The organism is Leifsonia shinshuensis (assembly GCF_022606355.1).
Lineage (GTDB): Bacteria > Actinomycetota > Actinomycetes > Actinomycetales > Microbacteriaceae > Leifsonia > Leifsonia shinshuensis_B.
Window position 1 is genome coordinate 314262 of sequence record NZ_JAHHZQ010000004.1, and the last position, 19762, is coordinate 334023.

Annotated in this window: 17 protein-coding genes; 11 read left to right on the forward strand and 6 right to left on the reverse strand. The window is 69.4% G+C overall.

What is annotated here, in order from left to right; translation table 11 throughout:
• Window positions 1-10 precede the first annotated feature (10 nt).
• Window positions 11-1150 (forward strand): PrsW family glutamic-type intramembrane protease, encoded by a 1140-nt coding sequence (locus tag KNO15_RS16845; protein ID WP_241704958.1) that lies wholly within the window; start codon window positions 11-13, stop codon window positions 1148-1150.
• Between the two features lie 29 nt (window positions 1151-1179).
• Here the strand turns inward: KNO15_RS16845 and KNO15_RS16850 are convergent, their stop codons facing one another.
• Both KNO15_RS16850 and KNO15_RS16855 read right to left on the reverse strand, forming a co-directional pair.
• On the reverse strand, window positions 1180-1782 hold the full coding sequence (locus KNO15_RS16850) for a DUF1349 domain-containing protein (protein ID WP_241704959.1): 603 nt from the start codon (window positions 1780-1782) through the stop codon (window positions 1180-1182).
• Between the two features lie 25 nt (window positions 1783-1807).
• A complete protein-coding gene (locus KNO15_RS16855) occupies window positions 1808-2986 on the reverse strand; it encodes an ROK family protein (RefSeq protein WP_241704960.1) in 1179 nt (392 codons plus the stop codon).
• A gap of 183 nt (window positions 2987-3169) precedes the next feature.
• Here KNO15_RS16855 and KNO15_RS16860 point away from each other — a divergent pair, with 183 nt between their 5' ends.
• From KNO15_RS16860 to KNO15_RS16890, 7 genes are read left to right on the forward strand one after another with little or no spacing between them, the layout of a single operon-like run.
• Entirely contained in the window at window positions 3170-4312 is a 1143-nt protein-coding gene (locus tag KNO15_RS16860; protein ID WP_241704961.1) for a Gfo/Idh/MocA family protein, read from the forward strand.
• Complete coding sequence (locus KNO15_RS16865; RefSeq protein ID WP_241704962.1) at window positions 4309-5271, forward strand: sugar phosphate isomerase/epimerase family protein; 963 nt, start codon at window positions 4309-4311, stop codon at window positions 5269-5271. The genes KNO15_RS16860 and KNO15_RS16865 overlap by 4 nt, the downstream gene beginning before the upstream one ends.
• A gap of 58 nt (window positions 5272-5329) precedes the next feature.
• Window positions 5330-6460 (forward strand): ABC transporter substrate-binding protein, encoded by a 1131-nt coding sequence (locus KNO15_RS16870; RefSeq protein ID WP_241704963.1) that lies wholly within the window; start codon window positions 5330-5332, stop codon window positions 6458-6460.
• Window positions 6460-7434, forward strand: a complete 975-nt coding sequence (locus KNO15_RS16875) for an ABC transporter permease (protein WP_241704964.1) — start codon at window positions 6460-6462, stop codon at window positions 7432-7434. The genes KNO15_RS16870 and KNO15_RS16875 overlap by 1 nt, the downstream gene beginning before the upstream one ends.
• Window positions 7431-8243, forward strand: coding sequence for an ABC transporter permease (locus tag KNO15_RS16880; RefSeq protein WP_241704965.1), 813 nt, complete (start codon window positions 7431-7433; stop codon window positions 8241-8243). The genes KNO15_RS16875 and KNO15_RS16880 overlap by 4 nt, the downstream gene beginning before the upstream one ends.
• The gene (locus KNO15_RS16885; RefSeq protein WP_241704966.1) at window positions 8243-9316 is read left to right on the forward strand and encodes an ABC transporter ATP-binding protein; all 1074 of its coding nucleotides are present in this window, start codon (window positions 8243-8245) and stop codon (window positions 9314-9316) included. Before KNO15_RS16880 ends, KNO15_RS16885 begins: the two co-directional genes overlap by 1 nt.
• A gap of 37 nt (window positions 9317-9353) precedes the next feature.
• The gene (locus KNO15_RS16890; RefSeq protein ID WP_241704967.1) at window positions 9354-10493 is read left to right on the forward strand and encodes a hypothetical protein; all 1140 of its coding nucleotides are present in this window, start codon (window positions 9354-9356) and stop codon (window positions 10491-10493) included.
• Window positions 10494-10547: 54 nt separating this feature from the next.
• On the opposite strand, the gene KNO15_RS16895 is transcribed toward KNO15_RS16890, so the two are convergent.
• Window positions 10548-11135, reverse strand: coding sequence for a PadR family transcriptional regulator (locus KNO15_RS16895; protein ID WP_241704968.1), 588 nt, complete (start codon window positions 11133-11135; stop codon window positions 10548-10550).
• Window positions 11136-11201: 66 nt separating this feature from the next.
• Between KNO15_RS16895 and KNO15_RS16900 the strand changes: the two genes are divergently transcribed.
• Window positions 11202-12155 (forward strand): glycoside hydrolase family 5 protein, encoded by a 954-nt coding sequence (locus KNO15_RS16900; protein ID WP_241704969.1) that lies wholly within the window; start codon window positions 11202-11204, stop codon window positions 12153-12155.
• A gap of 59 nt (window positions 12156-12214) precedes the next feature.
• Here KNO15_RS16900 and KNO15_RS16905 read toward each other — a convergent pair whose 3' ends face one another.
• Together KNO15_RS16905 and KNO15_RS16910 are read right to left on the reverse strand one after the other, a co-directional pair.
• Entirely contained in the window at window positions 12215-13858 is a 1644-nt protein-coding gene (locus tag KNO15_RS16905) for an amidohydrolase (protein WP_241704970.1), read from the reverse strand.
• A 127-nt stretch (window positions 13859-13985) separates the two neighbouring features.
• A complete protein-coding gene (locus KNO15_RS16910; RefSeq protein WP_241704971.1) occupies window positions 13986-14921 on the reverse strand; it encodes a LysR family transcriptional regulator in 936 nt (311 codons plus the stop codon).
• A gap of 148 nt (window positions 14922-15069) precedes the next feature.
• Here KNO15_RS16910 and KNO15_RS16915 point away from each other — a divergent pair, with 148 nt between their 5' ends.
• Window positions 15070-16515: a purine-cytosine permease family protein gene (locus KNO15_RS16915; protein ID WP_241704972.1), complete on the forward strand. Its 1446-nt coding sequence runs from the start codon at window positions 15070-15072 to the stop codon at window positions 16513-16515.
• A complete protein-coding gene (locus tag KNO15_RS16920; RefSeq protein ID WP_241704973.1) occupies window positions 16512-18065 on the forward strand; it encodes a GMC family oxidoreductase in 1554 nt (517 codons plus the stop codon). The genes KNO15_RS16915 and KNO15_RS16920 overlap by 4 nt, the downstream gene beginning before the upstream one ends.
• Window positions 18066-18178: 113 nt before the next feature.
• Here the strand turns inward: KNO15_RS16920 and KNO15_RS16925 are convergent, their stop codons facing one another.
• Window positions 18179-19702, reverse strand: coding sequence for an APC family permease (locus KNO15_RS16925; protein ID WP_241704974.1), 1524 nt, complete (start codon window positions 19700-19702; stop codon window positions 18179-18181).
• Window positions 19703-19762 lie beyond the last annotated feature (60 nt).

Sequence of the window (19762 nt, forward strand, 5' to 3'; positions counted from 1 at the left end):
GGCTGACCGCGTGACCTACGCCCCGCCTCTGCTGCCCCCGAGCGGCTGGTATCCCGATCCGTACGACCCGCGCGTGCTGCGGTGGTGGAGCGGCGCCGAATGGACGGCCTACACGTATCCGGCCGTGCCCGTGCCCGTGCCGAAGCGGCGCGAGCCCCGCAAGTGGCTCGGGCGGTTCGGCGGTTGGATCATCGGTGCGGGCAGCGTGGGGATCTGGCTGTGGGTGTTCGGCTTCGGCCTCCTGTTCGCCGCGATCGAACCGTACGCGCACGAGGAGGGCCCGAGCGTGGTCTCGCCGTTCCTCCTGTTGACCGGGGCGGCGACTGTCGCCGTCGCCATCCTCTACACGATGGCGTACAAGCTGCGCCCCGACGACAAGCTCTCCGTGCCGCGCCTGCTGCTCATCGCCGGACTGGGCGGTCTCGCCTCCACCCTGGTGGCGGCGCCCGCCAACACCCTCATCGACATCGCCAGCGGGGGGACGCCCACGCACCCCAGCGAGCTGTCGCTGATCATGGCCGGCGTGGTCGAGGAGACCGTGAAGCTCGCCGCCGTTCTCCTCTTCGCCTGGAAGCTGCCGGTGAAGGATGCCAGGATCGGCCTCTTCGTGGGCGGCGCGGTCGGCCTCGGCTTCAGCGTGATCGAGAACTTCGGGTACCTGCTGGACGCGTTCGCTCGGGGCCAGGACGCCGGCGGCAACGGTCTCGGGTACTTCATCGGCGTGACCATCGGTCGCCAGGTGACGGGACCGTTCCTGCACCCGGTGTTCTCGTCGCTGCTCGCCGCTGCGGTCTTCTCCGCGGCACGGGAGGGGCGGTACCGCCTGTCGATCGGCGCGGTCCTGGCGTACCTCGGGGTCGTCGTGGCCCACGGCGGCTTCGACGGGTTCATCGGGCTGATGCAGAGCCTGCCGGTGAATCCGGCGGCGCGAGGCGGCCTTCTGCTGCTCTTCGAGTTCGTGTTCGTGGTCGCGAGCGGCGTGACGTGGCTGCTCATCGCGCAGCGCATCCGGAGGACCGGGCGCGCCGCGCCGATCGAGGGCGAGGCGGGGCCGGTCGAAGGCGTTGCTGGGCTGATCCAGGGCGGGGCAGGGCCGATCCAGGGCGGGCCGGGGCCGGTCGAGGGCGGGGCCGCAGGGCGGGCCGTCTGACGATGCGGCGACGCGGAGCGGCCGTTCGGTCAGCTCCCGTCGCGCAGGTCGGCGAGAGTGCGGCGCTCGAAGCGGAGGTCGTCGAAGGCGACCTCGCAGCCGTCGCCGACCGGGCTCTGCGCCTCGAATCCGATGCGCGCCGGCTCGTCGGTGTCGAACGTGAACGCGCGAGCGAACCTCCACGTGCGCCCGTCGGTCGAGGCGTGGAACGCGAACATCCGCCCGACGCGCGAGACGCGCAGCCACACGCTGTCGCCGTCGACGACCTCTCCGTTCGCGTCATCGGACGTGCCGCGGGTGACGACGGAGACCACCAGATGCTCGCCTGCGGGTGAGCGCTCGAAGCACAGTTTGGCCCAACGGCCCTCATCGATCCAGACCAGCAGCACGCCGGCATCGAACGTGTCGCGGAAGTCGACGGACACCCGGGCGGAGAGGACGACGTCGCCCCGGCCGGGATCGCCGAGCGCGGTGACCGCGTTGAGCATCGACTCGGCCGCCACTCCGGACGTCCCGCTCGGGTCGATGAACAGGTCGGTTCGCGGCGGTGCGGTGGCGGTCACGCGGTCGGGGCCGATCCGCCAGGCGGCGGGGTCGGAGGGCTCGAGAACGAAATCGGGGGTGTCGGGCATGCCACCACGGTAGCGGCCCGCAGCGTCAGCTCGCCTCCGCGGCGTCCTCGCGGTCGCTCCCGGACGGTGCGATGGGTGCGGGGCCGATCGCCGCCATCCCGGTCGGCGTGAAGAGCTGGTCGCTCAGCGACTCGATGCACATGCGCAGACAGCCGGTGAGCACGCTGGCGTCGCCGTACCGGGAGCCGCGCAGGCGCACCTCCAGCGGGCGCGCGTTGCGGGCCAGCTCCTTCTCGAGCGCCGGGATGAGGAGGTCCTGGATGGTGCCGAGCGAACCGCCGAAGACGATCTCCTCCGGCGCCAGCAGCCACGCGATCAGCGTGATGCTCGCGCGGAATGCACGGGCGAGCCGCTCGACCTCTTCGAGCGCGTACGCCTCGCCGGCCCGTGCCGCGGTGACGAGTTCCAGCGTCGCCGCATGGCCCGGCGCCAGTTCGTCGGCGAGATCGACGAGCAGCGGGCTGACCAGGTCGTGGAGGCCGAGGTCGCGCGCCCAGCTGACCTCGCCTGCCGCGCCGTCGCGCCCCCGGTAGAGCTCGTTGCGCAGCACCAGCCCGATGCCGATGCGCTCGCTGTCGGAGAAGATGTAGGCGAAGTCCTGCACTTCGCCGTCGCGCGACCACTTCTCGCCGAGCGCGGCGATCTTCGCGTCGTTCTCGACCCGCACCGGGCAGTCGAACAGCTCGCCGACGGCGTCGCTCAACGAGAACCCCGTCCACTCGGGCATCGTCATCGGGAGGTCGACCATGCCGTCGTCGCGCACGATGCCCGGTGTCGAGACGGTCACCGCGACGACGGCCGAGCGGTCGACGCCCGCCGTGTCGAGGAGTTCGGTGACGCTGTCGTCGAGCAGCGCGAGCCGCTCGGCACGGGAGGTCTTGATCGGGAGCGGAACGCGCAGATCGCCGAGGATCTCGGTCGCCAGGTCGGCCACTGTCGCGTGGATCTGGCCGGCCTCCAGCTGCAGGGCGACGACGCACGCGGCGTCGTAGCGGAACGCGTAGCTGCGCGCCGGCCGGCCGACGGGTCGCGCGGCGGGGCTCGCCGAGTGCACCTCGGTCACCCAGCCGCTCTGCATGAGGTCGTCGAGGATGAGCTCGATCGTGCGCCGGGAGAGCCCGGACTCGCGCTGCAGGGCCGTCATCTTCGCCGGGCTGGAGCGGTAGAGGATGCCGAGCGTGCTCGCAGCGTTGCGCTGCCTCATGTCCTGATGGTCCATACGGTCTACCCCTTCGTGCCGAGGCTGATACTACGGGATCGAAAAAAGTTTTGCTATCAATCCGCAAAATTGTTTTGCTATCACCTCGCATAATTGGTACTGTCCCCTTCAACAGCCGATCGCGAAGCTCGCGAACAGGCTTCCCAGCTTCAAAGTAGAAGGGCGAACGTGACTCGCAACACAGATCGGATCGGCGTCGGCATCGTCGGTTGCGGCAACATCTCGGGAGCGTACTTCCGCGGTCTGGACCGGTTCGACGGCCTCCAGCTCGTCGGCTGCACCGACCTCAGCGCCGATCTCGCCCGAGCGGCGGGGGAGCGGTACGGCGTGCGGGTCTTCGACTCCGTGGAGTCGCTCGCGGCCGACGACCAGGTGGACATCCTCGTCAACCTCACCCCGCCGTTGGCGCACGAGAGCGTCACCCGTGCGCTGCTGGCCACGGGCAAGCACGTGTTCACCGAGAAGCCGCTCACGGCGTCCTTCGCAAGCGCAGCCCCGCTCGTGGCGGAGGCCGAGGAGCGTGGTGTGCTGTTCGGCTCCGCCCCCGACACCTTCCTCGGTGCCGCCGGACAGACCGCCCGCGCCGCCGTCGACGAGGGCCTGATCGGCGAGGTGATCGGCGCCAGCGCGTTCGTCACCCACAGCAAGGCCGAGCTCTGGCACCCGGACCCCACCTTCCTCTTCCAGCCGGGAGGCGGCCCCGCCCTCGACATGGGCCCCTACTACATCGCCGCCCTGGTCAACCTGCTCGGACCGGTCGCCAGCGTCTACGCGAGCGCCCGCATCGGCAGCACCATCCGGCCGGTTTCCACCCCTGGCCGGCGCGTCGAGTCCATCGACGTGACCATCCCCACCCACGCCTCTGCCACGCTCGACTTCGCGTCGGGCGCCATCGGCACCGTGCTCGCGAGCTTCGACGTCTGGGACCACCGGCTCCCGTTCATCGAGCTCTACGGCTCGAAAGGCACGCTCAGCGTGCCGGACCCGAACAACTACGACGACACCGTGAAGGTCCGCCTGCACGGCGACACCGAGTGGAGCGAGTTGACGCCCGTGATCGACGGCTTCACCGACGGCGTGATCGAAGAGCTCCTCCCGCTGCGCGGACCCGGCGTCGCGGATCTCGCCGGCGCGCTGAACGGCGAGCCGTTCCGCACCAGCGCAGACTTCGCCCTCCACGTGCTGGAGGTGCTCGACGCGATCGCGAACGGCACCGACGGCGCCCACACCCTCACCACCACCTGCGAGCGACCAGCGCCCTCCACCGTGACCTGGAACTCCGCGACAGCCAAGGAGACGGCCAACGCATGACCACCACCGCCCCCGTCACGACCCGCGCCTTCGGCGTCGATCTGATCACCTTCTTCGACCCCGCCTTCTACGGCGTCTCCTCCCGTGAGGAGCTGGAGTCACTCGCCGCCGCCGAGCCGCGCCAGGTCTGGGACCGGATCCTCGACGCACTGCAGGAGGCCGGCATCGCGGAGTTCGAGATGACGTTCGCCCCCGCCGACCGCCTCACCGCGATCGCCGCCTTCGGCTCGGCCGAGGCCTTCGCCGCCGAAGTCGCCGCCCGTGGGCTCTCGGTGGTCAGCGCCTACTTCGCCGACATCGAGCACGCCGACGACGTCACCGACCCGACCACCCGGGAAGCCATCCTCGCGGCGGCCGAGACCGAGTCGGCGTTCCTCGCACAGCTCGGCGCCGCCTACCTCGTCGCAGGGCTGCCGATGCGCCGCAACAACGCGCAGGGCGACAACCTCGCCCCCGTCGACCTGGCCACGGCCCTCCCGATCGCCGACATCGCCAACGAGGTCGGAGCGATCACCGCCCGCCACGGCGTGACGCTCGCCCTCCACACGGAGAGCCACTCGGTGTTCTGGACCCCGCGCGACGTCGACCTGTTCCTGCTGCTCACCGACCCCTTCCTCGTGGCGTTCTGCCCCGACACCGGCCACATCGTGCTCGGCGGGGGAGACCCGGTGCAGCTCGTCTCCCGGCACCGGGAGCGCGTCGTCATCGCCCATTGGAAGGACGCCGCCGGTGCCTTCCGCGAGAAGGCGCTCGTCGACGGCGACATCTTCGACCGGCACCGCCCCTACTTCCGCGCGGCCGGACAGGGCATCGTCGACTGGCCCGCCTTCGCGCGCACCCTCGCCGAGATCGGCTACGAGGGCGGCATCCTGCTCGAGCTCGATGCCGCGTCGGACCCGGTCGGGCAGCTCATCGCGGCCCGCACCTACCTCGAGGACACCACCGCCGGCATCCTCTGACCCCGCCCCCACCCGCCAGGAGTGGACCACCAGCACCACACACAAAGGAGAGAAAGACGTGACAGAATCACGCAGCACCAAAGGGCAACGGCGCCGCTCCATCGCACGACGGACCAGCATCGCCGTCGGAGCAGCCGTGGCAGCAGCCGTCGCCCTGACCTCGTGCTCGCTCTCACCGAGCGCATCGGGCAGCGACAGCAACACCCTGACGGTCGCCATCTGGAAGGGCTACGGCGCCGACCTTCCCTGGGTCGCCACCGACTTCAAGAAGGAGACGGGTGCGACCCTCAAGTTCCAGTACATCGACTCGGAGGCCAACGAGCTCCAGCTCGTGCAGAAGGCGAACGGGGCCATCGACGTCGCACTGCCGAACATCCAGTACATCGGCCAGGGCATCGACGACGGGATCTTCCACGAGCTCGACACCTCCAAGCTCACGAACTACTCGGACTACTACTCCGACCTCTCCGGTCGAAAAGAGATCCGCAAAGACGGCAAGCTCTACGGCGTGCCGTGGACCTGGGGCAGCACCGGCCTGTTCTTCGACGGCAGCAAGGTGACCCCGGCTCCCGACTCGCTCAGCGTGCTGTGGGACCCGAAGTACAAGGGCCAGATCGCCCTGATCGACGACCCGAACGTGCTCGTGCCGATCACGGCGCTGTACCTCGGTGAAGACCCGCAGAACCCCGACATGACCAAGGTCACGCCGGCGCTGCAGAAGCTGAAGGACAACGCGAAGCTGCTCTACGCATCGACCGACGACCTCGCCAAGGGCATCGCCAGCGGCTCGATCGTCGCCGGCATCGCCAACTCCGACGCCATCGGCGGCCTGATCTCGAGCAAGGCGACCGGCACCGAGAAGTTCAGGTACGAGATCGCCAAGGAGGGCGCGGTCGGCTGGATCGACAACTGGGCGATCGCGGCGAAGACGCAGCACCTCGACCTCGCCTACAAATGGCTGAACTACATGACCGGCAAGGACTTCCTCACGAAGTGGGCGAACACCCCCGCCGACGCGTCGCCCGCCCCGGCCAACAAGGCCGTCGTCGACGCGCTCGAGCCGGCCACGCTGGACCGTCTGCAGGCGAACCCGGACAAGATCTCGAGCCTCGCCCTGCAGCTGCCCGAGCCCGCCGACCGGCTGCAGTCATGGCTGGACGCCTGGACCCAGGTGAAAGCCGGATCCTGATGACCACCGCCCCGCTGTCCCTGGCCCGCCGTCCCCGGCGGCGGGCCAGGGGGGCCCTGGGCACGGGCTTCCTGCTCACGCCCGGCGGCATCCTCCTCGTCCTGTTCGCGCTGCTGCCACTGATCGCCCTGCTGGTCATCGGCTTCACGAACGGCGCGGGAAGTCTCACCTTCGAGAACTTCGCCCAGATGTTCGGCAGCCCGGTGTACATGTCACTGCTCGGCCGGACCCTGCTGATCGCGTTCTGCGTGACCGTGCTCAGCATCGCGCTGGCGTGGCCGGCGGCGTGGGCGCTGGCGCGCTACACCGGTCCGAAGGCGAAGCCGCTGATCCTGGGCTTCGTCATCATCCCGTACATCACGTCGCAGCTGCTGCTGATCTACGGGTTCGTGAGTCTCGTGCAGGCGGGTGGGCCCGTCATGTCGCTGCTTTCGGCGATCGGCGTCGCCGACCCGCAGGCGTCGATCATGTACACGCCGGCCGCCAACATCCTGATGCTGGTGCAGGAATCCATTCCCACCGCCATCCTGGTGATGTACTCGGCGTCCGAGCAGATCGACGGCTCGGTGCTGGAGGCCTCCCGGACCCTCGGCGCGAGCAAGCGCTTCGTGTTCACCCGCGTGATCTGGCCCCTGTCGACCACGATGATCGGCGTGAACTTCGCGCTCACGTTCGTGCAGACTGTCGGCGCGTTCGCCGAGCCCGCCATCCTCGGCGGCCCGAACGGGCAGATGCTCGGCAACACGATCTCCGCGCAGCTTTCCGCCGGCGTCCACCAGCAGTTCGCCGTGGCGATGTCGCTCGTGCTGCTGGTGACCTCGCTCGCCATCGTCGGCGGAGTGACCGGCCTGCTGACCTGGTCGCGCAACGCGCTCTCCGGTGTCTCCAAGGCCGGCCGGCCCAAGGCGGAACGGGCGGCGGCCCAGACCCTCATCGCCGAAGACGCACTGACCACCGAAGGGGTGCTCCGATGAAGACCACCGCTCTGCCGCGGCTGATGAAGATCTGGCTGTATGTGGTGCTGGTGATTCTGGCACTGCCCCTGCTGGCGATGACGGCGTTGAGTGTGAACCAGTCCCGGTACGGGACGTTCCCGTTCCACTTCACGCTCGACTGGTACGCGAACCTCGCCCACGACCAAGCGCTGGTCGACGCACTCGTCACGAGCCTGAACCTGGCGACGCAGGCGACGATCTTCGCGGTCGTCGTCGGCACGCTGCTGGCACTCGGGATGGCGCGCGCGAAGGCGTACGTCACCCTGCCGGTCAACGGCCTCCTGCTGGCCCTTCTCACCGTGCCCGCTCTGATCCTCGCCGCCGGCTTCGTCGTCGTCTTGGGCTGGCTGGGACTCGGGTCGAGCACGCTCGGGCTGATCCTGGCGTCGATCGTGACCTCGCTGCCGTTCGTCGTGCTGATCGTCTCCGGTCGGCTGCGTGACCTCGACCCGAACTACGCCGAGGCCGCCCACTCCTTGGGTGCAGGCCCGCTGCGCACGTTCCTCACCATCACCATCCCGCTCATCGGACCGTCGATCATCGCGGGCGGCCTGCTGGCGTTCGTGATCACGTTCAACAACTTCGCAATCCAGCTCTTCCTCGCGCCGATCGGCGTCTCCACCCTCCCCGTGCAGATCTACTCGATGGTGCGCCTCGGCGTGACCCCCGACGTGGATGCGCTCGCGACGATCATCATCCTGAGCACGGTGCTGCTGGTCGTCGCGCTCAACTGGCTCTCCGGCAACGCCGCCAAGCTCTTCACCACCTCCACGAACAAAGGAAACTGATGGCCGAGCTCACTGTCTCGCGCGTGTCCAAGACCTTCAACGGCACCCGCGTCCTCGAACCGCTGGACCTCACCGTCGGCGACGGCCGGTTCTGCTGCATGCTGGGATCCTCCGGATCGGGCAAGTCCACCCTGTTGCGCATCATCGCCGGCCTCGAGGAGCCCGACGAGGGCGCCATCCGCGTCGGATCGCGCGACATCACCCGGCTCTCGGTGGAGAAGCGCAACATCGGCTTCGTCTTCCAGAACTATGCGCTCTTCCCGCACCTGTCCGTTCAGTCGAACGTGATGTACGGGCTCCGTGCCCGCCGCACACCGCGCTCGACCGCGAAGAGGAAGGCGGAGGAGATGCTCGGCCTCGTCGGCCTCGGCGACTTCGGCGCCCGCTCGCCCGCACAGCTCTCCGGAGGCCAGCAGCAGCGGGTCGCCCTCGCCCGTGCCCTGGTCACCTCCCCCGACCTGCTCCTGCTCGACGAGCCGCTCTCGGCGCTCGACAAGAAGATCCGAGGCGAGATGCAACGTGAGCTCAAGCGCATCCACCAGGAGACCGGGCTGACCACCGTCATGGTCACCCACGACCAGGAGGAGGCGATGGACCTCGGCGACCAGGTCATGATGCTCGACCACGGCGTGGTGCAGCAGAACGACACCCCCGAGTCCATGTACCGGGCACCCGGCAACCGGTTCGTGGCGCAGTTCCTCGGCGGACAGTCCCTCGGGACCGGCGTCGTCCACGGCTCCGGTCCCTCCGCCACGGTGGAGGTCGGCGGACTGTCGTTGAGGACCGCGCAGGACGACCTCCGCGAGGGCGACCGCGTGGACGTGCTCGTGATGGCCGAGCGGGTGCGTATCGTCGGCGACGACGCCGCGTCCACCGCCGGCACCGCCACGGGTCTGCTCAGCGCGATCGACTTCTTCGGCCCGTTCGCACGTGCGGAGATCGCCGCGGGTGAGCTTCGCATCCCCGTCACGATGCTGTCGCAGGAGGCCGACGCCCTGACCGCCGGCCAGCAGGTGCGCTTCGCCATCTCGCCGGAAGGCCTGCACGCCTTCGCCGGGCAGTGGGCCGCCTGACCGCTACCGCTCCCCAGGGTCCACCGGGCCCGAGCCCGTGCACCGGAGGTTCGACGCGTGGCGGCCGGTGATTCGTCACTATGCTGTGGGTCGCAGTACTTCGATCAGGGGGAATGGTATGGCGGTGCGCCCGCGGTTGTGGATCGCGATCGCGGCGTTCGCCACGGCGCTGTGCCTTGGGCTGGGAATCACCGTCATGGTGATGCTCGTCAGCGCCCGCGAGGCCTCGCAGCCGTCGGCGGTCGTCTCGGCCTACTTGTCGCATGTGCAACACGGTGAGATCTCGATCGCGCTACGGATGGAAGGGCGTGCAGCGAACCCTGCGGAGGTTCTGCTCACCGACAAGGCCTACAGCCATGCGACCGATCGCATGACCGGTTTCCGCATTCTCCGCACACGCACGACCGGAGCCGGCTCGACCGTCGAAGCGCGCATCCAGCAGAAGAGCGGCCAGACGACAGCGACGTTCCAACTGGCCAGAAGCGAAAGCCCGATCAGTCTGCTTGGCGTGGATTCGTGGAAACTCCGGCCAGTGGGCCTTGCGACGGTGGAGGTCACGATGGGTGCGCCCGGCCGCGTCGATGCGACCCTCTCCGGGGTCCCCCTCGGTTGGAAGGGCGCAGTCAAGCGGATCCACGCGTTTCCTGGCACGTACGCACTCGCCATCACATCGCAGTCGCCGTGGTTCACGCTCCCGAGTGCTGTGCTACCCGTCGCCGGATTCAGCGGCGACGACACGTTTCGGGTCCCCGCCACGCTGACGGCGAAAGGCAGGGATGCGGCCACCGCCGCCGCCGAAGCGTGGTTCGACGACTGCGTCGCCGACCCCGCATTCCACCCGGCGCAGTGCTCGTTCTCCTTGAGTTCTGGCGCCGCACCCGGCGAGGTGTGGACCAACCCGTCCTGGCAGGTGCAGTCTCGTCCCACGATCGCGATCGGCGACTGGGACTTCGGATGCCGCGTTCCCACGACGGCTGACGTGAGCGCCGGAGGGTGCTGGCCGGTGACGACATCCACGCCCGGAGAGGTCACGTTCCACGCCGACTATTCGATCCCGGCGACCGGCGAGACAGGTGCCATCACCTCGAGTGGTGCGATCGCAGCGAAAGTCGAAGGTTCGATCTCCTCCTTCACCGACACAGGAGCGATGTTCACCTCAGTCGACTGGGCCGACTAGTCGTCGAAGCCCCGGCGAAGTCGGCCACATCGGGCATGCCACCACCCTGCCCGATCACGCCGGGGCGGCCGCGGCAGGCTCCGGCCAGTCGAGATCTCCGCTCTCGACCGAGGCGACGAACGCGCGCAGCCAGTCGAGCTCCGCACGGCGGAGCGCCTGCGCGTAGTGCTCCTCCGAGAGGAAGATCGGGGGCACGCCCTGGTCGAGGGCTCCCGCGACGCCTGCGTCCGCGCGCGCGATGAGCTCGGCGAGGCGCGCGCAGCGCTCCTTCAGGCAGGAGATCACCTCCCCGCGGGGGAGGGAGTACATGAATGAGAGTCCTGAGGTGAACGAATCGCGCGACTCGGGGTCGACCAGCGTTGCGCGAAGCCAGTCCTGCAGGGTCGCCCGTCCGGCCGTCGTGATCCGGTAGACGGTGCGCTGCGGGCGGCGGCCGTCGTGGAACGAGTCCTCGACGGCGACCAGTTCGTGATCGACGAGGCGAACGGTGACGTCGTAGACGGAGGTCTCGCCTCGCCGAGTCAGCCGGTCGTACCCGCGCTCCTTCATCAGGGCGCGCATGGCGTAGGGGTGCAGCGACTGCTCGCTCAGCAGGCCGAGCACGATCACTGCCACGGGATTGCGGAGAGGGGAGATCGGCATCGTGCGATACTACTCGAAAGCCGTATAGTCGATTTCGAATAGTCGAAATCCATGAAAGGGAGGGCGATGTCGACACTCGCTCGGCGGACGGCGGTGCACGAGGGCCTCCGCAAGACACTGAACATCGGGCTGGATCTCGGGGCGGACGCGGAGCGGGGGTGGACGGTCATAGCGACCCGCGAACTGTTCGCGCGCTGCGCCGACGCGGGCTTCACCGGCGTCCGACTCGTCGTGAGCCTCGCAGCGCACCGCGACGGCGACCGGCTCGACGCGGAGGCGCTGGAGGGTATCCGCTCCGCGGTCGAGACCGCAGAAGACACGGGTCTCGGGATCGCCGTCGCCAACCAGCTCGATCCCGACCTGATGCGTGATCCGGCCGGCCAGCGCGATCGAGCGCTGGTCGGGGTCCGATCCCTCGCCGGGCTGATCGCGGACGCCGGCCCGACCGTCGCCCTCGAGCCGCTGGCCGAGCCCTCCGGCGCCCTCGACGCGAACTGGAACGAGCTGCTGGCCGACGTCATCCGCGTCTGCCGCTCCGAGGATCCCGAGCGGACGCTCCTCGTCGGGCCGGCGGGCTACAACAATGCGCGCTTCCTCGAGCGGCTTCGGCTGCCGGCGGGGGAGGAGAATGTGATCGTCGACCTCCACCAGTACTGGCCGATCCGCTTCACGATGCAGGGCGAGACCTGGCTCGGCTCGACCGAGCTCGGCGACCCCGCTTCCTGGATCGGCACCACCTGGGAGGGGGATGCCCAGCAGCGCGGCGAGCTCGAGGCGGGCTACGGGGCTGTGGCGGGGTTCGCGGCCACGACGGGCCTTCCGGTGTTCATCGGCGAGTTCGGCACGACGAACAACGCCGACGCCGCATCGCGATCCCGGTGGACCGCGTTCAATCGGGAGCTCGCCGAGCAGCACGGATTCGCCTGGGGATACTGGTCCTACGGCCCCAGCTTCGGCCTCGTCGACCCGAGTACCGGGGAGTGGGACGCCGACCTCCTGCACGCTCTCCTGCCGCGCTAGGACGGCCCCGCCCGAGACGAGAGCAGGCGCGGGAGACCGGGCCGGGACTCCCGCGATTGCTACGTCTCGGCGGTGTACACGCAGCGGCCGGCGACCCAGGTCTCGGTGACGCGGGCGGTGTCGAGACCCTCGCCACCCGAGATGTCGCGGTCGAGGAGGACGAGGTCGGCGGCGAGGCCGGCCTCCAATCGGCCGGTCGTGGCCTCCAATCGTCCGACCCACGCTGCCGTGCCCGTATACGCGTCGAGCACGGTGGCGAACGGCAGAACTTCGGCGGCGAGCAACGGGTCGGTGAGCGCGAGGCCGGTCGCGTGCGGGTCGGTGGAGGGCGCCAGTCGTGTGGTGCCGGTGTGCATCGCCCAGAGCGGGTTCGGGTCGGAGACCGGCCAGTCGCTGCCCGCGACGATGCGGGCCCCGTGCGCGCGAAGCGTCTCGAACGGGAAGTGCCGGCCCGCGCGGTCCTCGCCCATCATCGGAAGCTTGCGTTCGACGATCTCGACGTCGGTGCGTGCCCACAGCAACTGCGCGTTCACCGTGACATCGAGCGCGGCGAACCGGCCGAGATCCGCGGTGTCGACCACATCCAGGTGCGCGAGCTGGTGCCGGCCTCCCGTCGAGCCGTTGCGGGCGCGGGCGTGGGCGAGCGCGTCGAGGCACTCGCGCACGGCCCTATCGCCGACGGCGTGCAGATGGACGTCGAAGCCGTGGGCGTCGAGCTCGGCGACGACCGCCGCGAGCTCCTCCGGAGGCAGGAACGAGTCGCCGCGCACGCCGGGAGCGTCGGAGTAGTCGTCGAGGAGGGCGGCGGTGTGGTTCTCGATCATGCCGTCCTGCATGATCTTGACCACGTGGGCGGAGATCCGCCGGGTGCGGGCGACTCGCGTCCGCCTGGCCTCCAGGTCGGCCAGCTGCTCCAACCCCCTGTCGCGGTCCCACCACTGGCAGAGCACCACTCGGGCGGTGAGGGCGCCCTGCGCCTCCAGATTCAGGTAGGCGTCGAGCGAGTCGGGACCGAGCTCGCTCTTGCCGACCGCGGCGTCGTGCCAGGTCGTCACGCCGACCGAGTGCAGGCGGCGCTGTGCCGTGAGGATGGCCTCCTCCAGGGATCCGGGCGCGGGCTCCGGGAGGATCGGGTCCAAGGCCTGCATCGCCGTGTCCAGGAGCACGCCGGTCAGCTCGCCCCGCGGGTTGCGCACGAAGCGCCCGCCCGTCGGATCGGCGGCGCCGTGGCCGACGCCCGCGGCCTCCAGTGCCCGCGTGTTCACCCAGACGCCGTGGCCGTCGTGGCTGGTGAGGATCACCGGCCGGTCGGGCACGACGGCGTCGAGGAGGCCGCGCGTCGGCAGACCGCCCGGGAAGACGTCGCCGTACCAGCCGACCCCGACGATCGTCTCTAGCTCCGGGTGCGCGTCGGCGTAGTCGGCGACGATCCGCAGGTACGCGTCGGCGCCGTGCACCGGCATGAGGTCGATGCCGAGCAGGGAGTTCCCCGCCATCGGCGGGTGCACGTGCGTGTCGTGGAAGCCGGGGAGGAGGGAGACGCCGCGCGCGTCCCGCACCGCCGTGTCCGGATCGCGCCGGGTGGCCAGGTCGGCGTCGGGACCGACTGCCGCGATGACGCCGTCGCGGACGAGCACACCGCCGTCCTGCCAGCGCCCGTCGCCGAGAGCGATACGGGCGTTCGTGATGTGCAGACTCGTCATCGGCGTCCCTTCGCGTATCCGAACAGTCTCGGGTGCGACCGTGGATCATGCAAATAGCTTCGACTGGATCACTTCATCAGCGCGCTAGATGCAGTGCGCGAGACGATCCCGGGATCCGCGCCGGCGCTCACGCTCGGGACGGCGCCGGGTTCAGCGCCTCCGCCACCACCTGCGCCGCGATGTCGCCGACCGCCCGCGCCCGCGCGGTGGCCCGCACCGAACGCATCGCGGCGAGGACGACGGGCAGCGCAGGCACGCTGTCGGCGATCGGGAGGGCCGCCACCCGCTCGCCGTCGTAGCTGAGGTCGTGCTGCGGCCGCTGATTGAGGATCGAGAAGCCGTGGCCGTGCGCGACGAAGGCGCGCACCGTCTCGTAATTCAGCGACCGGTGCCGGATCTCCGGCTGCAGACCGGCGCCGGCGAGGATGCCGAGGAAGTACTCCCGGCTGTGCGGCAGGTCGAGCAGGATCATCGGCTCGCGCGAGAGCTCGCGCAGGAACACCTGCTGCGAGGCCGCCAGCGGATGATCGGCCGGCACGATGACGTGCGGCGGCGCGTCCGACAGTACCGCCGTGCGGATGTCGTTGCCGAAGCCGAAGTCGTAGCCGATCAGCAGCTCCACGCGACCGCTGCGCAGCGCCGCCCTGGCGCCGTCGGTGTCGAGCTCGTCGACCTCGACGTCGAGATAGGGGTGCTCCGCACGCACGCGGCTGACGATCGCGGGCAGGATGAACGGCGCGAGCGTGACGAAGCAGCCGATGCGGATCGTGCCGCGCACCTGGTTGTCGATGCCGCGCGCGGTGTCGAGCGCCTCCTCCAGGTTGAGCAGGAGGGCGCGGGCGTCGCCCAGGAACTGCTGGCCGGCGGGCGTCAGCGTCAGGCCGCGGGACCGCTGCCGGATGAAGAGCTGCGCGCCGACCTGTTGCTCCAGCTGCGCGATGGCCGACGAGACGGCCGACTGGGCGACGAAGAGCTCCTCCGCGGCGCGGGTCATGGAGAGGTGCGTCGCGGCCTCGATGAAGTAGCGCAGCTGCGCCAGCGTGACGTCCGGTTTCTTGCTCATCGGCGACCTCCGGTTACGGTGGTGTTTCAGCTCTGTTTCCTCTGGTGCGGTATCTCCCGAAGTGATGCAGTGCTTCAGGCAACCTTAGTTGATTGATGCGGAAAAGCAGCAGATGCTTCTATGCCAAGCGACAACGAGGAGCACACCCATGAGCACTGAGGCCCGCAGCGACGCCCTCGGCGTCGAGACCCGCACCATCGACTACATCCCCGAGAACGAGCGGCACGGCAAAGCCCGCAACCTGTTCACCATCTGGTTCGGCGGCAACATCATGATGCTGTCGATCGCGACAGGGCTGCTGGCGACCGCCGTCTACGGCCTCCCGATCTGGGCGGCGATCGTCGCCCTGGTCGTCGGCAACCTGATCGGCGGGGTCGTGATGGCGCTGCACGCGGCACAGGGCCCGCAGATGGGCGTGCCGCAGATGCTGCAGACGCGGGCGCAGTTCGGGTCGTACGGCAGCCTCCTGGTCGTCGTCATCGTCGTCGGGATGTATGTGGCGTTCTTCGCCTCCAACGTGATCCTGGGCGGCCAGGCGCTCGACTCGCTGACGCACCTCGGCGCCTTCTGGTCGACGGTGCTCGTCGGCCTCATCAGCGTGTTCGGCGCGGTGTTCGGCTACCGCCTCCTTCACGTCTTCGGCACCGTGATGAGCGTCGTCGCCGGCCTCACCATCGCGCTCGTCTTCATCTACATCTTCGCCGCAGGCACTCTGCCCGCCGGCGCCCTCGGCTACGGCTCGGTGACCGCCACCGGCTTCATGGGCACGATCTCGGTGGCGGCGCTCTGGCAGATCGCCTACGCGCCGTACGTGTCGGACTACACGCGCTACATGCCGAAGGACACCGGGGTGCGCGCCGCGTTCTGGGCGACGTTCGCCGGCTGCGTCCTCGGCTCCGTCATCCCCATGGTCCTCGGTTCGATCGTCGGCGCCGCCTTCCCGAAGGACGACGTCGCGACCGGGCTGAGCGCCCTCGTGCCCGGGATCGCCGGGCTCGCCATGCTCGTGTTCGGCGTCGGCATCAGCGTCAGCAACGGGATGAACCTCTACTGCGGCAGCCTCGCGATCATCACGATCGGCCAGACCCTGTTCCCGAAGTGGATCCCGCGGGCCGTCACGCGCGGCGCCATCGCCGTGATCCTGTTCCTGGTCGCGCTCGTGCTCGGCTTCGCGTTCTCGGCCAACTTCCTGGTCAACCTGTCGAACCTGATGATCCTGCTGCTGTGCGTGCTCATCCCGTGGACCGCCGTCAACCTGGTCGACTACTACGCGGTCAAGCACGGCAAGTACGACATCGCCTCGCTGTTCCGGCAGGACGGCGGCATCTACGGCCGGGTCAACCGCAACGCGGTCATCTGCTACGTGCTCGGCATCCTCGTGCAGCTGCCGTTCCTCAGCACCGCGTTCTACACCGGCCCGATCGCCACCGCCCTGGGCGGTGTCGACATCTCGTGGATCGTCGGCCTCGCCGTGATCTGCCCGCTCTACTACGCACTGATGAAGTTCGCGCCGTCCAAGCCGCCGGTACTCGCCGCCGTCGATGCGGCCTCCACCCCTCTCGCCCCGACCATCGGAACCGCAGGAGCAGAATGACCACCAGCACCGCCACCACCACCCCTGCCGCCGCCGAGTACGACTATGTGGTGGTCGGCGGCGGCACCGCGGGCGGCATCGTCGCCGCTCGTCTCTCTGAGGATCCCGATGCGACGGTCGGCCTCCTGGAGTGGGGACCCAGCGACCGTGACGAGGGCAGGGCCCGGTCGATCCGGCGCTGGGAGGAGATGATCGAGAGCGAGTACGACCTCGACTATCGCAGCGTGCCCCAGGAGCGAGGGAACTCGAGCATCCGGCAGTCGCGCATGCGCATCCTCGGCGGGTGCTCGACCGCGAACACCATGATCGCCTGGCGACCGCCGGCCTCCGACCTCGACGAGTGGGTCGCGGCAGGGGCCACCGGGTGGGATGCTGCGAGCTTCCAGCCGTACTTCGACCGGTTGCGCATCCCGATCCACCCGGTGGGCCGGCGGGATCGCAACCCGTTCGTCGCCGACGTCGTCGCTGCGGCCGGCGCGGCCCTGGACCTTCCCCTGCAGGAGCGGTGGAACGACGGCCGCACCGACACGCTGGCGCGTGGCGCGGGCTTCTTCGAGGTCGGCTACGACCCGCAGACCAACGTGCGCGGGTCGAGCTCGATCCACTACCTCCACGACGTGATGGACACCCGGGCATCGCTGGACGTGATCACCGGCGCCCGCGCCGAACGGGTGGTCGTCGAGGACGGCCGTGCGGTCGCGGTGCTCTTCCGCTCCACCGACGGCGAGCTGCACTCGGTGCGGGCACGTCGTGAGATCGTTCTCGCCTGCGGGGCGATCGACACCCCGCGGCTGCTGCTGCTCTCGGGCATCGGCCCCGCCCCGGTGCTGGAGGCGGCCGGGGTGGAGACGGTGCTGGACCTGCCGGGCGTGGGGGAGAACCTCCAGGACCACGCCGAGGGTCTCGTGGTGTGGGAGGCCGTGTCGGCCCCGCCCGCGATCTCCGCCTCCGGCTGGGACGCCGGTGCGATGGTCGGCGTCGACGGCGACCCGACCAGGGCCGACGTGCTGATGCACTTCCCGGTCGAGCCGGTCATCGACCACCCGCGGGCGCGCGGAGTGTCCTTCCCGTCGACGATCGTCGCGATCGCGCCGAACGTGGCGAAGCCGCACAGCCGCGGCCGTGTCACCATCGCCTCCGCCGACCCGGACGAGCCGCCGGTGATCGACTACCGCTACTTCACCGACGCCTCCGGCCACGACGAGCGGATGCTCGTCGCCGGCGTGCGCCTGGCCAGACGGATCGCGGAGACCGAGCCGATGCGCAGCCACCTGGTGCGGGAGGTGTTCCCCGGCCCCGACGTGCAGACCAGTGAAGAGATCTCGGCCGTGCAGCGCGACATCCACCAGACCGTCTACCACGTGAGCGGCACGTGCCGGATCGGCGCCGTCGACGACGAGCTCGCGGTGGTGGACCCGTCGCTTCGGGTGCGGGGGATCGACGGGCTGCGGATCGCGGACGCGTCGGTGTTCCCGACGCTGACGTCGGTGAACCCGGTCATCACGGTGATGATGGTCGCGGAGCGGGCGGCGGAGCTGATCAAGGCCTGACCTGCCCTCGCAGTCAACGGAGGAGATCCGGCCCCGACAGCCACGGATCTCCTCCGTTGACTGCTTTGTGAGCACCCCGGAGTCGGATCTCCTCCGTTACCGACGCCGCCGCCTCAGTCGCGCACCGGCTCCAGCAGCAGCTCCGGGCCCGGGGCGACGCGGCGGTCGCGCGCCCGCTGCCAGAAGTAGCCGGCCAGAGCGAGGACCGTGATCACGATCAGCGTGCCGACGGTGAAGCCTTCGAAGGTCGGCCGGTCGACGCCCCAGGTGTCGACGAAGTCGTATTTGAGGCCGAACAGCGACTCGAGCGATCCGGGGAAGACCGCCACCCACGAGCCGAGGAGCACCCAGGCGTAGATGATAACCACGGCGGTCCACAGCCCGGCGCGACCGCCGGGGACGCGGAAGGGGCGCTCGATGTCCGGGTATTTCCGGCGAAGCCGGATGATCGACGGGAAGATCACCAGGTACGACAGCAGCAGTGTCGAGATGGCGACGGTCAGCACGACCGTGAACACGGCCGCGGTGCTGCCCTTCAGCAGCACGGTCGCCGCGATGCAGAAGGCTGTGGCGACGATCCCGGACAGCAGGTTCATCCGCACCGGGGTGCCGAACCGCTTCGAGAACACGCCGAAGTAGCGGAAGAACGCGCCGTCGGCGCCGGCGGCGGCCTGCACGCGGTCGGAGGCGATCATCCACGCGCTCGCCTGCGTCAGCACCACGAACACGAACAGCAGGGCCGCGACGAACATGACAGGACCCGTGGCGATCCCGTAGACCGAGAAGACCTCTTTGAAGGCGTCGAGGAGGCCGCTGGCGCCCTGCACCTTGTCGGCGGGGAGCACGGCCAGGATGGCGAAGATGGGGACGAGGTAGCAGAGGATCGAGATGATTCCGGAGGAGGTGATCGCCTTGGGGACGTCCTTCTGCGGGTTGCGCATCTCTTCGGCCGCGCCGTTGGGAGCCTCGAATCCGACGACGGCGAAGAGGATGACCGGCGTAACCGCGAGGAAGCCGCCGAGCGTCGGCGAGAAGGCTCCGGCTGCGTACCCGTGCACGCCGTTCCTCATGGCGTACACGACCACGGTGACGACGAAGACCAGCAGCAGCGCGATCTTGACGACGGCTCCTGCGGCGACGATGTGCTTGCCGTAGCGGAGGCCGATGATCGCCGTGCCGATGGCCAGCCAGATGAACACCAGCTTGAAGACGATGTCGCCCACGCTGCCCTCCGGGAGCGGTGCGATGTACGCGCCCCAGGTCGCCGCGGAGATGAACACCAGCGAGCCGCCCATCCAGAGCGGGTTGGTGATCCAGTAGAACAGCGTCGCGATCGCCCCGGTGAGCTTGCCGAACGCGAGCCGCACCCAGACGAAGGGGCCGCCTTCGTCGTGGAAGGTGCTGCCGAGCTCGGAGATGACCAGTGCATACGGGAAGAGGAAGGTGATGCCGATCACGGCGGTCCAGGTGAACGCCTCGGCGCCTCCTCCCGCGGCGATCTGCGCGACGGTGTCGATGGAGATGACAGCGCCGATCGACAGGAAGACGATGTCGAGCCGGCCGAGCGTCTTGTGGAACCGCTGGGCCCGGATGCTCGATGTCGCGAGCTTCGCATCGTTCCGGGTGGATGAACTCATCGGGGACTCCTTCGTCCTGACATTCTCGTGGGGGTGGGCTGACTTACGGAGCCTGGTGGA

Excerpts from the sequence above, each read along its gene's own strand:
- KNO15_RS16850 (WP_241704959.1), bottom strand. The coding sequence starts at position 1,782 with ATGCCCGACACCCCCGATTTCGTTCTCGAGCCCTCCGACCCCGCCGCC.
- KNO15_RS16855 (WP_241704960.1), bottom strand. The coding sequence starts at position 2,986 with ATGAGGCAGCGCAACGCTGCGAGCACGCTCGGCATCCTCTACCGCTCC.
- KNO15_RS16865 (WP_241704962.1), top strand. The coding sequence starts at position 4,309 with ATGACCACCACCGCCCCCGTCACGACCCGCGCCTTCGGCGTCGATCTG.
- KNO15_RS16875 (WP_241704964.1), top strand. The coding sequence starts at position 6,460 with ATGACCACCGCCCCGCTGTCCCTGGCCCGCCGTCCCCGGCGGCGGGCC.
- KNO15_RS16880 (WP_241704965.1), top strand. The coding sequence starts at position 7,431 with ATGAAGACCACCGCTCTGCCGCGGCTGATGAAGATCTGGCTGTATGTG.
- KNO15_RS16885 (WP_241704966.1), top strand. The coding sequence starts at position 8,243 with ATGGCCGAGCTCACTGTCTCGCGCGTGTCCAAGACCTTCAACGGCACC.
- KNO15_RS16895 (WP_241704968.1), bottom strand. The coding sequence starts at position 11,135 with ATGCCGATCTCCCCTCTCCGCAATCCCGTGGCAGTGATCGTGCTCGGC.
- KNO15_RS16900 (WP_241704969.1), top strand. The coding sequence starts at position 11,202 with ATGTCGACACTCGCTCGGCGGACGGCGGTGCACGAGGGCCTCCGCAAG.
- KNO15_RS16905 (WP_241704970.1), bottom strand. The coding sequence starts at position 13,858 with ATGACGAGTCTGCACATCACGAACGCCCGTATCGCTCTCGGCGACGGG.
- KNO15_RS16910 (WP_241704971.1), bottom strand. The coding sequence starts at position 14,921 with ATGAGCAAGAAACCGGACGTCACGCTGGCGCAGCTGCGCTACTTCATC.
- KNO15_RS16915 (WP_241704972.1), top strand. The coding sequence starts at position 15,070 with ATGAGCACTGAGGCCCGCAGCGACGCCCTCGGCGTCGAGACCCGCACC.
- KNO15_RS16920 (WP_241704973.1), top strand. The coding sequence starts at position 16,512 with ATGACCACCAGCACCGCCACCACCACCCCTGCCGCCGCCGAGTACGAC.
- KNO15_RS16925 (WP_241704974.1), bottom strand. The coding sequence starts at position 19,702 with ATGAGTTCATCCACCCGGAACGATGCGAAGCTCGCGACATCGAGCATC.